The following is a 12281-nucleotide window of genomic DNA, read 5'->3' on the forward strand; positions in this document are numbered from 1 at the left end:
TACCGACAAATTCGATGACAACAGATTTAGATAGCCAAAACTCGATAGGCAAGATCGACCTTAAGATTTATCCTCGAGACAAACACAATATCTCGCGTCAACACATCAGTGAAAACGCACTGAAAGTGCTGTATCGATTGCAAAAAGCGGGTTATGACGCCTATCTAGTAGGTGGTGGTGTACGAGACCTTCTACTGGGTCAATCACCAAAAGATTTCGATATCGCTACCAATGCGACTCCAGAGCAGATCAAAGCGACCTTCCGTAACTGTCGACTTATCGGTCGACGTTTCCGTTTGGCACACATCATCTTCGGTCGCGATATCATTGAGGTAGCCACCTTCCGTGGTCACCACCAAGAGCCTGAAAAACAAGTTTCTCAGCAGTCTGACCAAGGCATGCTACTTCGCGATAACGTGTATGGCACTATTGATGAAGACGCAGAGCGTCGTGATTTCACCATCAATGCCATGTACTACAACATCTCTGACTTCTCTATCCACGATTACGCCAACGGTGTTAAGGACCTAGAAGAAGGCATGGTGCGCATGATTGGCGACCCTGAGACCCGCTATCGTGAAGACCCAGTTCGTATGCTTCGTGCTATCCGTTTCGCTTCTAAGCTAGACATGGATATCAGCTACGAGACCGCAAACCCAATTAACTATCTCGCACCTCTGCTAGCCAGTATTCCAGCCGCTCGTCTGTACGAAGAATCTCTTAAACTGCTGCAATCGGGTCACGGTCTCGATACCTATGATCTGCTACGTGAGTTCAGCCTATTTGAGCACCTCTTCCCTCAGGTTTCTGAGTTCTTCACCGAAGAAGAAGAGTCCAAGACCGAGCGCATGATTGAGTTGGTGCTTGAGTCGACCGATGCTCGTCTGGCTGAAGGCAAGCGTGTAAACCCAGCGTTTATGTTTGCCGCTATGTTGTGGTATCCGGTTGAGGCCTATGCCCATCGTCTAGTAGAAGAGAAGGGAATGACCTTTTACGATGCCATGATGACCGCAGGCAACCATGTTCTTGATGAGCAGGTGCGTAGCACAGCGATTCCACGTCGTCATACCGCAACCATCCGCGAGATCTGGCAACTTCAGAGCCGACTAGAACGCCGCTCAGGCAAGCGTGCATTCCGCCTACTTGAGCTAAACAAGTTCCGCGCTGGCTTTGACTTCTTAGAGATGCGTGGCGAGGTTGAAGGTGGAGAGATCCAGGCATTAGCTAAATGGTGGCATACCTTCCAGCACTCTGGTCGCAATATGCGTCAGGCAATGGTGACTGACCTTGCTGGCGGAGGCTCAAAATCAGGCACGCGCCGTCGTCGCTCCTCTAGCAGTCGCAATAAGAAACGCACCAAGAAGCCAAGCCAATGATCACCGCTTATATCGCAGTAGGAAGTAATTTGGGCGACCCTGTCGCTCAAGCCGAGCTTGCAATCAAAGCCCTAGAAGGCATCCCTAGCACTCGCGTACTTAAAGCATCGTCTCTATACAGTAGCACCCCTATGGGACCGCAGAATCAGCCCGACTATATCAATGCCGTGGTTAAGATAGAGACCGAGCTAGCACCTTTCGAGCTTTTAGATAATACCCAGAAGATCGAACTGGAACAGGGGCGAGTACGTAAAGATGAGCGTTGGGGACCGAGAACCCTAGATCTAGATATCTTGCTTTATGGGGAGCAAATCATAGACGAACCAAGATTGACCGTACCGCATTACGGCATGAAAGAGCGTGAGTTCGTCCTCTACCCGCTGCAAGAAATCGAACCAAATTTAACACTTCCCGACGGGAGCACACTTGAGTCTCTAATAGAGAACGTTGATCGAAACGGTCTGCGTGTGTGGGGCGAGTAGCCACTCCCAAACAAAGGCAATAAAATGAAAAAAGTTACCATTAGCACACTTATGAAATGGAAGGCTGAAGGACGTAAATTCGCTTCTTCAACCGCATATGACGCAAGCTTCGCTCAGCTATTTGAACAGCAAGAGATGCCAGTTCTTTTAGTGGGTGACTCGCTGGGTATGGTTCTACAAGGCAAGCCAGACACACTGCCTGTAACCACAGAAGAAGTGGCGTATCACACTCGCTGTGTGCGCGCTGGTAGCCCAAACAGCTTGCTAATGGCTGATATGCCATTCATGAGTTACGCAACCCCGGAACACGCATGTATGGAAGCCGCTAAGCTAATGCGCGCTGGCGCTAACATGGTGAAACTGGAAGGTGGCGCTTGGCTTGTGGAAACCGTACGCAAGCTAACCGAGCGTGCTGTACCTGTATGTGCACACCTAGGCCTTACCCCACAATCGGTAAACATCTTTGGTGGTTTCAAGGTTCAAGGTCGCGAGCAAGAGCAAGCAGACCAGATGGTAAAAGACGCACTAGAACTGCAAAACGCAGGTGCTCAGATCATCTTGCTTGAGTGTGTACCAGCAGCCCTTGCTGAGCGCATCACTAATGTACTGTCTGTACCGGTTATTGGTATCGGCGCAGGCAACGGAACCGACGGTCAAATCTTGGTAATGCACGACATGTTTGGCATTTCAGCCAACTATATGCCGAAATTCTCCAAGAACTTCCTAGCCGAAACTGGCGATATGCGCGCTGCGGTAACCCAATATATCGAAGAAGTGGAAAGCGGTGACTTCCCTAACGCTGACTATACCATTGCGTAGGTTCTAAGATGCAAACGGTACAACTTCCTTGCGAGCTAAGAGCTCAGATCAAAGAATACAAACGCCAAGGCAAGCGCGTTGGTTTTGTTCCAACCATGGGTAACCTTCATCAAGGCCACCTGACTCTGGTTGAGCGTGCTAAAGAACATGCTGACGTAGTGGTAGTGAGCATCTTTGTAAATCCAATGCAGTTTGGTAACCCAGATGATCTCAACAACTACCCTCGTACCCTAGAGCAAGACCTAGCCAAGCTAGAGGCGTTCGGCACGGCTATGGTGTTCACACCAACCCCAGAGGTTATCTATCCTAAAGGGCTTGAAAATCAAACCTTTGTTGAAGTGCCAAAGCTATCAAGCATGCTTGAGGGTGCATCGCGTCCAGGTCACTTCCGCGGCGTAGCGACTATCGTGACCAAGCTGTTCAATTTGGTTCAACCAGATGTGGCGTGCTTTGGTGAGAAAGACTTCCAGCAGGTGGCTGTGATTCGTCAGATGGTTGAAGACCTAGCTATGGATATTGAGATCGTGCCTGTACCAACGGTACGTGAGCAAGATAACCTTGCCATGAGCTCTCGCAACAACCGTTTGACTGCTGAGGAGCGCGCTATCGCACCAGGCCTGTCAAAGGTGATGTTTGAGATGGCGGACGAGTTACTCAAAGCCCCTCTTGAGACACAAGCCGTGATTGCAAAGGGTGAACAAGCGATCAAGGCTGCCGGTATGCAGGCAGATGAACTGTTTATCTGTGATGCTCTCACCCTTACCGAGGTGACCTCAGAAACCGAGGAAGCGGTAATTCTAGTAGCGGCTTTCTTAGGCTCAGTGAGGCTTATCGACAATACGGTTGTTAAGCTAGCGTAACGCGCACCAGCATTAAAAAGGGCAGTCAATTGACTGCCCTTTTTTGTATTAGCTTCGAAGGCCTATGCCTCGGTCAACTAGGTAGTAAGCCACAGCAAACAGGCCTACAACGAACACGCTCAATACCGCAAATGAGCTCACAATATTGACATCAGACACACCCAAGAAGCCGTAGCGGAAGGCATTCACCATATACACGATAGGGTTCACCTTAGACACGTACTGCCAAAATTCAGGTAGCAGGCTGATTGAGTAGAATACACCGCCAAGGTAGGTCAGCGGGGTCAGCACAAAGGTCGGGATAATAGAGATATCATCGAAGGTGCCCGCAAACACCGCATTGATAAGACCGCCTAGGGCAAATACTACTGAGGTCATAAATACCGTGCCGATCACCACGCCCCAGTGCTGCACCTGAAGGTCTACAAAAAGCAGAGAAACAAAGGTGACTATGGTGCCCACCAGCAAGCCACGAACCACCCCCCCCATCACATAACCGGCAATGATCACATAGGTTGGGATAGGTGCAACCAACAATTCCTCAATGTTCTTTTGGAACTTAGAGCTGAAAAATGACGAGGCCACATTCGAGTAGGAGTTGGTGATCACGCTCATCATGATAAGACCCGGCACTATATATTCCATATAGCTAAAGCCGCCCATCTGACCGATGCGAGAACCGATCAGGCTACCGAAGATGATGAAATATAGCGTCATAGTGATCGCAGGTGGTACCAAGGTTTGCACCCAGATACGAGTAAAACGATTAATTTCTTTGCCGAGCAGGCTCTTAAATGCCGTCCAATAGATCGCGTACATTTTATTTCTCCTGATCTCGAACAATGGTTACAAACAGCTCTTCAAGTCGGTTGGCCTTGTTACGCATAGAAAGCACCTTGATGCCTTGCTCTGATAGCTGACTAAATACGTGGTTCAGTCCCTGCTCTTTCTGAAGCTCTATCTCAAGGGAACCATTCACCAAATTCTGGCCTACAACGCCCTCGAGTAATTTAGGCTCAACGCCCGCTTCTAGGTCTAAGATAAAGGTCTCCACCTGAAGCTTGTTCAGCAGTGACTTCATGCTGGTGTTTTCTATCAGCTCACCGCGGTTGATGATACCGATGTTGCGACACAGCATCTCAGCCTCTTCCAAGTAGTGAGTGGTTAGAATGATGGTGATGCCCTCTTGGTTAATCTTCTTCAAGAACTCCCACATAGAGCGGCGAAGCTCGATATCAACACCTGCGGTTGGCTCATCTAGGATCAGAAGTTGCGGTTCATGCATCAAAGCGCGGGCAATCATAAGGCGTCGCTTCATACCGCCAGAGAGGCTACGAGCACGCTCTTTACGCTTATCCCACAGGTCTAGCTGTGTCAGGTACTTCTGTGCACGCACTTTCGCGTCAGCGCGCGATACGCCGTAGTAACCCGCCTGCTGAAGCACTATCTGCTCAACCGTTTCAAACATATTGAAGTTGAACTCTTGCGGCACAAGACCAAGGTTTTGCTTAGCCAGCTCAAGCTCTTTATCTATGTCGTGGCCAAAGACCTTTACCCCACCCGAGCTCTTGTTCACCAAAGAGGAAATAATGCCTATAGTGGTGGACTTGCCTGCACCGTTTGGGCCAAGCAGGGCATAAAAGTCCCCTTTCTCTACGCTAAGAGAAATCCCCTTAAGCGCCTCGAATCCCCCTTTATAGGTTTTTCGTAAATCTTCTATCTCTAATGCGACCATGCTTTCTACCGATTGAATGAGCTATTGGAATAGTTTGATATTTCCAATGATATCGAAAAATATACAGATGATACTACAAATGATGATCTCAACGTCGTTTTTCAAGCGCAATGATTGAAATCATCAATAAAAAAGCGAGCACGCCATTGGCAATGCTCGCTATAACCTTAGTTAATATTCTTAGAGCGTGGCTTGATACGCCGCTTCCAGTGCCTGTTCACGCTGAGTATAGATATTTTCATCCGGCACAAGATCAATCACGTGGAATTTATCTAGTTGTTTACGCGTCTGCTCATTAGGACACAGCAGATACACATGACAGTTGGCATCCTTGGCATCCTTGATGGCGTTCTCAAGTGCTAGGCCTACAGTCACATCGATCATAGGTACGTCAGATAAGTCCAAGATCATCGCTTCGTATTCATCGATACTCGAGTGCTGACGGGAGATCGCCTTAGATACGCTGAAGATCATAGGACCAGATAGGTAGAAGAACAGCACCTTACCTTGCGCCTTATCCAGAATACTTCTCTGCTCTGCGGTCAAAGGCACATCATCATCGTCGGCATCACTTATCGCCTTAACGTGCCGCTCTTGAGCTAAGCTCAAACGCTCGATAATGATAATGTTGGAGATAAATACTCCAAGGCCTACTGCAACAATTAGGTCAACGAACACTGTCAGTAGCATCACCCCATACATGATGCCCATACCAGCGAGGCTCACCTTATGCGCGCGCTGGATAAAGCTCCAATCGAGGATATTAAAGCCGACATATACCGCGATACCAGCCAGTACCGCCATAGGAATAGGTTCAGTTAGGTCACTGGCAACCAAAACCACCAGTGCAAGCACCAGCGCACGAATCACACCTGATAGCGGTGAGCGCGCACCCACTTGGATGTTAGTCACCGTACCCATGGTCGCACCTGCGCCTGGTAGTGCACCAAACAGACCCGCAATCAGGTTAGCTAAGCCCTGCCCTCTGAGCTCTTTGTCAGAGTCGTGTTCCTTACGCGTTAGCGAGTCGCCGATAACCGCCGTTAGAAGGGTATCGATGCAACCAAGGGTACCTAGCACTAGGGCGTCGATTACCATGGCAGTTAACATCTCGCTATTAAAGGTTGGCATCACCAAACTCGGAAGACCTGCTGGGATTTCACCGATACGACGTATGGAGTCATTATCGAAGATGAGCACAGACAACAGGGTTACCGCGACTAGAGCCACCAACTGCGGCGGTACGTGCTGTCGATACTTCTTAGGCAGGAAGAACAAGATGCCTAGGGTTAGAAGGCCCAAGAACAGCTCTTTGAAGTCGATATTAACGATTAGCTCAGGCAGTGCCTTGATAGTACCGACAACGCCACCTGCTGGAGCTGCTGAGCCCAAAATCGGTGCTAACTGCAAGATAACCAGTATCACCCCTATCCCCGACATAAAGCCTGAGACCACGCTATAAGGCATTAGGGTGACGTACTTGCCCAGCTTGAGTGTGCCGAGCAGTATCTGGAATGCACCTGCCATCATCACCACGGTAAAGGTCATGGCAAGACCGGTTTCAGGGTATTTCGCCATCATACTGGTAAGCACAGCGGTCATGATCACCGTCATAGGGCCGGTAGGCTCGGAGATCAAAGTCGACGATCCACCGAACAAGGAGGCAAATAGCCCCACCATAATAGCGCCCCACAGGCCAGCTTCCGCCCCTGCCCCAGATGCCACACCAAAGGCTAGCGCCAATGGCAAAGAGATGATGGCCGTGGTAACACCGCCAAACAGATCCCCTTTAAGATTTAGATCCTCAAATCTATGTACCAACTTCATATCAATCCGTTTAAAAGCAACTCCAAAACTGGCACATGTTAACAAATGAAACAATTTGAATAAAAGGGTAACGAACTTATAAGTTATACGCAGTGGATATGATTCATGTAACCGATTGATTAATAGAGATCTAACAGATCTGATCAGCGTTTTTTTTCGGGATCAAGATCTCACCTTTGTGTATAGTAGACCGAATTAATTAAGGGAATTGTCATGCCAGAGATTAAACAGTTATTTGAGAACAACTCTAAGTGGTCCGAGTCGCTCAAATCAGAAAAACCTGAGTATTTTTCTAAGCTTGCTGAAGGCCAGTCACCAGGTTTCCTTTGGATCGGTTGCTCAGACAGTCGCGTGCCTGCAGAGCGCCTAACCGGCCTTTATTCGGGTGAGCTGTTCGTACACCGAAACGTAGCCAACCAGGTTATCCATACCGACCTAAACTGCCTTTCTGTAGTGCAGTACGCGGTAGACGTACTCAAGGTTAAGCACATCATAGTATGTGGTCACTACGGCTGTGGCGGTGTTCAAGCCTCTATCGACAACCCTAATCTAGGTCTTATCAACAACTGGATCCTTCATATCCGTGACCATTACCTGAAGCACAAAGAGCTTATCGACTCGCTACCACCAGAGAAGCAAGGCGACAAACTGGGTGAAATCAACGTTGCTGAACAGGTGTATAACCTAGGTAATTCAAGTATCTTGCGTAATGCTTGGGAGCGAGGCCAACACGTTGAAATCCATGGGGTTATCTATGGTATCGGCGACGGTAAGCTGACCGACCTTAAGATGAACTGTGCCGACCATGCGAGTCTAGAGCAAACTTATCAGGAAGCGATGGCTAAGATTGTGGCCTAAGAGCTTTAAGCTGAAAGCTATCAGCTAACAGATAAAAAAACGCCTCAGTATTCTGAGGCGTTTTTTTTATTCCTGCGGTACTACCTTGCCGATATACGGTAGGTTACGGTACTTCTGTGCGTAGTCGATGCCCACACCCACTACGAACTCATCTGGGATCTCAAAGCCGATCCACTTAACGTCTACCTTCACCTCACGACGAGATGGCTTATCTAGCAATGTTGCGATTTGGATAGAGTTAGGCTCACGAATCGCTAGGATTTCGCACACCTTACTTAGGGTGTTACCTGTATCTATGATGTCTTCCACCAGCAGTACGTCTTTGCCTTTGATGTCGTCATCTAGGTCTTTCAGGATACGTACGTCACGAGAGCTTTCCATGCTGTTGCCGTAGCTAGAAGCCGTCATAAAGTCCACGGTGTGGTTTACGGTTACGGCACGTGAAAGGTCAGCCATAAATACGAATGAACCGCGCAAAAGACCAACTAAAACAAGCTCTTGGCTGTCTTTATAGTGCTCGTTAATCTGGGCACCCAGTTGTTGGACTCGCTCTTGCACCTCTTGCTCAGAGATCATGACTTCTACGGTATGTTTCATTGTGCTTTCTCGCTAATGGAATATAGCTTCAACTATAGGATCAAAAGGGCGTGCATTGTAGCAGACAAAACTTGTTACCGAAAAACAAAAACCCGACCTAAGGCCGGGTTTCATTTTATTCGCTCAAAGAGAAAGAATTACTTCTTCTTTTTAACCGCTTTCTTGTTTGGTAGGTCAGTGATCGAACCTTCGAACACCTCTGCCGCAAGACCAACAGACTCGTGTAGAGTTGGGTGAGCGTGGATGGTTAACGCGATGTCTTCTGCATCACAGCCCATCTCGATTGCTAGGCCGATTTCACCTAGTAGTTCACCACCGTTAGTACCTACAACCGCACCACCGATTACGCGATGAGATTCTTTGTCGAAGATAAGCTTAGTCATACCGTCTGAGCAGTCAGATGCGATTGCACGGCCAGATGCGGCCCACGGGAAGCTAGCAACTTCGTAGTTGATACCTTCTGCTTTCGCTTCTTTCTCAGTCTTACCAACCCAAGCAACCTCAGGCTCAGTGTACGCGATAGATGGGATTACTTTAGGGTCGAAGTAGTGCTTCTTACCAGAGATAACCTCAGCCGCTACGTGACCTTCATGCACACCTTTGTGAGCCAGCATTGGCTGACCTACGATATCACCGATAGCGTGGATGTGAGGAACGTTAGTACGAAGCTGCTTATCTACATTGATGAAGCCACGCTCATCAACTTCGATGCCCGCTTTTTCTGCGTCCAGTAGTTTACCGTTTGGTACACGACCGATAGCAACAAGTACTGCGTCATAGCGCTCAGCTTCAGCAGGAGCCTTCTTACCTTCCATAGAAACGTAGATACCATCTTCTTTCGCTTCTACTGCAGTAACCTTAGTCTCAAGCATTAGGTTGAACTTGTTCTTGATACGCTTGGTGTAAACCTTAACGATATCTTTATCCGCAGCTGGGATTACTTGGTCGAACATCTCAACAACGTCAACCTTAGAACCTAGTGAGTGGTAAACCGTACCCATTTCTAGACCGATGATACCACCGCCCATGATAAGCAGTTTTCCTGGAACTTCTTTCAGCTCAAGTGCATCCGTTGAATCCCAGATACGTGGGTCTTCATGTGGGATGAATGGAAGCTTGATTGGGCGAGAACCCGCAGCAACGATAGCGTTGTCGAAGTTAACTACTGTTGACTCACCTTCACCCTCTACAAGGATAGAGTTAGGGCTAGTGAACTTACCGTAGCCGTTTACAACCTTAACCTTACGCATCTTAGCCATGCCGTCGAGGCCGCCAGTCAGCTGATCAACAACCTTCTCTTTCCAGATACGGATCTTGTTGATGTCTGTAGTTGGCTCACCGAAAACTACGCCGTGGTCGGCCATAGCTTTAGCTTCTTCGATTACTTTTGAAACGTGAAGAAGTGCTTTAGAAGGAATACAGCCAACGTTTAGACATACGCCACCTAGGCTGCTATAGCGTTCGATAAGTACAGTTTCAAGACCTAAGTCCGCACAACGGAAGGCAGCAGAGTAACCAGCTGGACCTGAACCTAGTACGACAACTTGGGCTTTAATTTCATTGCTCATTGTGACCTCTTTTAGTCATTATCCCTGACAGGCTAATTGGGTATTTAGCTGACGCTCAGTTTACAAATTTGCAAACTCAGTGAAAACTAATTCCATTTAGGCTGTGAGCTATACAACACTTCCGCTCGTCGCAGACCAGCATTGCATATAAAAATCTTAAATAGCCCGGACAAACGGGCGAGAAAAAGCAGCTCTTTCGAGCTGCTTTCTAGATTACATTACCAGGCGACGGATATCGCTTAGGCATTGGTTTAGGAAGGTGATGAAACGCGCACCTTCTGCACCATCGATCACACGGTGGTCGTATGATAGAGACAGTGGAAGCATTAGGCGTGGTTCGAACTCACTGCCGTTCCATACTGGCTTCATCTCAGACTTAGATACACCAAGGATACCAACTTCTGGCGCATTCACGATTGGAGTGAACGCAGTACCACCGATGCCACCTAGGCTAGAGATGGTGAAACAGCCACCTTGCATGTCAGCTGCAGTCAGCTTGCCAGAACGTGCTTTCTTCGAGATTACTGCTAGTTCTTCAGATAGCTCGTAGATGCCCTTCTTGTTCACATCCTTGAATACTGGAACCACTAGGCCGTTTGGTGTGTCCACCGCGATACCTACGTTCACGTATTTCTTAAGGATGATGCTCTCACCGTCTTCTGATAGAGAAGAGTTGAATGCAGGGAATGCTTCTAGCGCTTTTGCAACTGCTTTCATGATGAATACAAGCGGAGTGATCTTAATACCAGAATCTTTCTTCGCTTCGAACGCGTTCTGCTCTTTACGGAACTTCTCAAGCTCAGTGATATCTGCGTTGTCCCACTGTGTAACGTGAGGGATCATTACCCAGTTACGGTGTAGGTTAGCGCCAGAGATCTTCTTGATCTTCGAAAGCTTCTGAACTTCAGTCTCACCAAACTTGCTGAAGTCCACTTTTGGCCATGGTAGTAGACCAAGAGCACTGCCGTCACCTTTACCAGATGCTGCGCCAGCGCCAGCTTCAAGACGCTTTAGAGCGTCCTTAACGAAGCTTTGAACGTCTTCTTTAAGGATACGGTTCTTACGACCAGTACCTTTAACCTTAGAAAGGTTAACACCGAATTCGCGGGCTATACGACGAACAACTGGAGATGCGTGTGCATAGTCGTGGTTCTCTTGGAACTCACCCGTTGCCGCTGGAGTCTCTGCTACTGGAGCTGAAGGTGCCGCAGGCGCTGGAGCTGCTGGTGCCGCCGCAGGAGCTGCAGCAGCCGGTACTGGAGCCACTGCTGGAGCAGAACCCGCCGTTTCGAATACCATGATTAGAGAACCAGTAGTTACTGAGTCGCCTTCAGCGATCTTGATCTCTTTTACCGTACCTGCGAATGGCGCTGGTACTTCCATAGAAGCCTTGTCGCCTTCTACAGTGATTAGAGATTGTTCTTCTTCAACGCTGTCGCCAACTGAAACCATGATCTCAGTAACTTCTACTTCGTCACCGCCGATGTCTGGTACGTTAACTTCTTGTACAGCAGACGCAGCTGGTGCCGCAGGTGCAGCTGCTGGAGCTTCTGCTGCAGCCGGGGCTTGCGCTGCGCCAGAACCTACCGTCTCGAATACCATGATAAGAGAACCAGTAGAAACAGAATCGCCTGAAGCTACTTTGATTTCTTTAACTGTACCTGCAAATGGTGCTGGTACTTCCATAGATGCTTTGTCGCCTTCTACAGTAAGAAGAGATTGCTCTTCTTCAACTGTGTCGCCAACTGCAACCATGATTTCGGTAACTTCTACTTCGTCGCCGCCGATGTCTGGTACGTGAACTTCTTTAAGCTCCGGAACGCCGGCCGCAGCCGCCGCTGCAGGAGCAGCAACTGGTGCCGCCACTTCAACTGCTGGAGCAGCAGGTGCTGCCGTAGCACCCTCTGCTTCAAAGATCATGATTAGAGAACCAGTGGTAACTGAATCGCCTTCAGCTACCTTGATTTCTTTAACGATACCCGCTTGAGATGCAGGAACTTCCATCGAAGCCTTGTCGCCTTCAACAGTGATCAGTGACTGTTCTTCTTCAACCTTGTCACCAACGTTCACTAGAATCTCAGTTACTTCAACCTCATCAGCACCGATGTCAGGTACATTAATTTCGATTGTCATTGTTTATTTCCCTTAATAAATGGAAG

General features: G+C 48.5%; 11 protein-coding genes. 5 read left to right on the forward strand and 6 right to left on the reverse strand.

What is annotated here, in order from left to right:
- The first annotated feature begins 14 nt into the window (after nt 1–14).
- Genes pcnB through panC form a run of 4 tightly spaced genes read left to right on the forward strand, consistent with a single transcriptional unit; the run spans nt 15 to nt 3537 of the window.
- Nucleotides 15–1376: a polynucleotide adenylyltransferase PcnB gene (gene pcnB, locus Pcarn_RS11165; protein ID WP_261833949.1), complete on the forward strand. Its 1362-nt coding sequence runs from the start codon at nt 15–17 to the stop codon at nt 1374–1376.
- Nucleotides 1373–1858: a 2-amino-4-hydroxy-6-hydroxymethyldihydropteridine diphosphokinase gene (gene folK / locus Pcarn_RS11170; RefSeq protein WP_261833950.1), complete on the forward strand. Its 486-nt coding sequence runs from the start codon at nt 1373–1375 to the stop codon at nt 1856–1858. Before pcnB ends, folK begins: the two co-directional genes overlap by 4 nt.
- Nucleotides 1859–1882: 24 nt before the next feature.
- Nucleotides 1883–2677 carry a 3-methyl-2-oxobutanoate hydroxymethyltransferase gene (panB, locus tag Pcarn_RS11175; protein WP_261833951.1) on the forward strand — a complete coding sequence of 265 codons (795 nt, stop codon included), beginning with the start codon at nt 1883–1885 and terminating at the stop codon, nt 2675–2677.
- A gap of 8 nt (nt 2678–2685) precedes the next feature.
- Nucleotides 2686–3537, forward strand: a complete 852-nt coding sequence (panC, locus tag Pcarn_RS11180; protein ID WP_261833952.1) for a pantoate--beta-alanine ligase — start codon at nt 2686–2688, stop codon at nt 3535–3537.
- A gap of 48 nt (nt 3538–3585) precedes the next feature.
- Here panC and Pcarn_RS11185 read toward each other — a convergent pair whose 3' ends face one another.
- The 3 genes from Pcarn_RS11185 to Pcarn_RS11195 form a co-directional block, all read right to left on the reverse strand.
- Entirely contained in the window at nt 3586–4356 is a 771-nt protein-coding gene (locus tag Pcarn_RS11185) for an ABC transporter permease (protein ID WP_261833953.1), read from the reverse strand.
- A gap of 1 nt (nt 4357) precedes the next feature.
- Entirely contained in the window at nt 4358–5272 is a 915-nt protein-coding gene (locus Pcarn_RS11190; RefSeq protein ID WP_261833954.1) for an ABC transporter ATP-binding protein, read from the reverse strand.
- Nucleotides 5273–5452: 180 nt separating this feature from the next.
- Nucleotides 5453–7099, reverse strand: a complete 1647-nt coding sequence (locus tag Pcarn_RS11195) for a SulP family inorganic anion transporter (RefSeq protein WP_261833955.1) — start codon at nt 7097–7099, stop codon at nt 5453–5455.
- 213 nt (nt 7100–7312) lie between these two features.
- Between Pcarn_RS11195 and can the strand changes: the two genes are divergently transcribed.
- Nucleotides 7313–7957 carry a carbonate dehydratase gene (gene can, locus Pcarn_RS11200; protein WP_261833956.1) on the forward strand — a complete coding sequence of 215 codons (645 nt, stop codon included), beginning with the start codon at nt 7313–7315 and terminating at the stop codon, nt 7955–7957.
- 66 nt (nt 7958–8023) lie between these two features.
- Here the strand turns inward: can and hpt are convergent, their stop codons facing one another.
- The 3 genes from hpt to aceF form a co-directional block, all read right to left on the reverse strand.
- Complete coding sequence (hpt, locus tag Pcarn_RS11205) at nt 8024–8554, reverse strand: hypoxanthine phosphoribosyltransferase (RefSeq protein ID WP_261833957.1); 531 nt, start codon at nt 8552–8554, stop codon at nt 8024–8026.
- Between the two features lie 137 nt (nt 8555–8691).
- Nucleotides 8692–10122: a dihydrolipoyl dehydrogenase gene (gene lpdA, locus Pcarn_RS11210; protein ID WP_261833958.1), complete on the reverse strand. Its 1431-nt coding sequence runs from the start codon at nt 10120–10122 to the stop codon at nt 8692–8694.
- Nucleotides 10123–10335: 213 nt separating this feature from the next.
- A complete protein-coding gene (gene aceF, locus Pcarn_RS11215; RefSeq protein ID WP_261833959.1) occupies nt 10336–12255 on the reverse strand; it encodes a pyruvate dehydrogenase complex dihydrolipoyllysine-residue acetyltransferase in 1920 nt (639 codons plus the stop codon).
- Between the last annotated feature and the right edge of the window lie 26 nt (nt 12256–12281).

The sequence above is a fragment of the Vibrio ishigakensis genome, assembly GCF_024347675.1.
Classification (GTDB): domain Bacteria; phylum Pseudomonadota; class Gammaproteobacteria; order Enterobacterales; family Vibrionaceae; genus Vibrio; species Vibrio ishigakensis.

What these genes read in the sequence shown, in the direction of transcription:
- Pcarn_RS11185 (WP_261833953.1), bottom strand. Translation starts at nt 4,356, where the DNA reads ATGTACGCGATCTATTGGACGGCATTTAAGAGCCTGCTCGGCAAAGAA.
- lpdA (WP_261833958.1), bottom strand. Translation starts at nt 10,122, where the DNA reads ATGAGCAATGAAATTAAAGCCCAAGTTGTCGTACTAGGTTCAGGTCCA.
- Pcarn_RS11190 (WP_261833954.1), bottom strand. Translation starts at nt 5,272, where the DNA reads ATGGTCGCATTAGAGATAGAAGATTTACGAAAAACCTATAAAGGGGGA.
- hpt (WP_261833957.1), bottom strand. Translation starts at nt 8,554, where the DNA reads ATGAAACATACCGTAGAAGTCATGATCTCTGAGCAAGAGGTGCAAGAG.
- Pcarn_RS11195 (WP_261833955.1), bottom strand. Translation starts at nt 7,099, where the DNA reads ATGAAGTTGGTACATAGATTTGAGGATCTAAATCTTAAAGGGGATCTG.
- panB (WP_261833951.1), top strand. Translation starts at nt 1,883, where the DNA reads ATGAAAAAAGTTACCATTAGCACACTTATGAAATGGAAGGCTGAAGGA.
- can (WP_261833956.1), top strand. Translation starts at nt 7,313, where the DNA reads ATGCCAGAGATTAAACAGTTATTTGAGAACAACTCTAAGTGGTCCGAG.
- aceF (WP_261833959.1), bottom strand. Translation starts at nt 12,255, where the DNA reads ATGACAATCGAAATTAATGTACCTGACATCGGTGCTGATGAGGTTGAA.
- panC (WP_261833952.1), top strand. Translation starts at nt 2,686, where the DNA reads ATGCAAACGGTACAACTTCCTTGCGAGCTAAGAGCTCAGATCAAAGAA.
- pcnB (WP_261833949.1), top strand. Translation starts at nt 15, where the DNA reads ATGACAACAGATTTAGATAGCCAAAACTCGATAGGCAAGATCGACCTT.
- folK (WP_261833950.1), top strand. Translation starts at nt 1,373, where the DNA reads ATGATCACCGCTTATATCGCAGTAGGAAGTAATTTGGGCGACCCTGTC.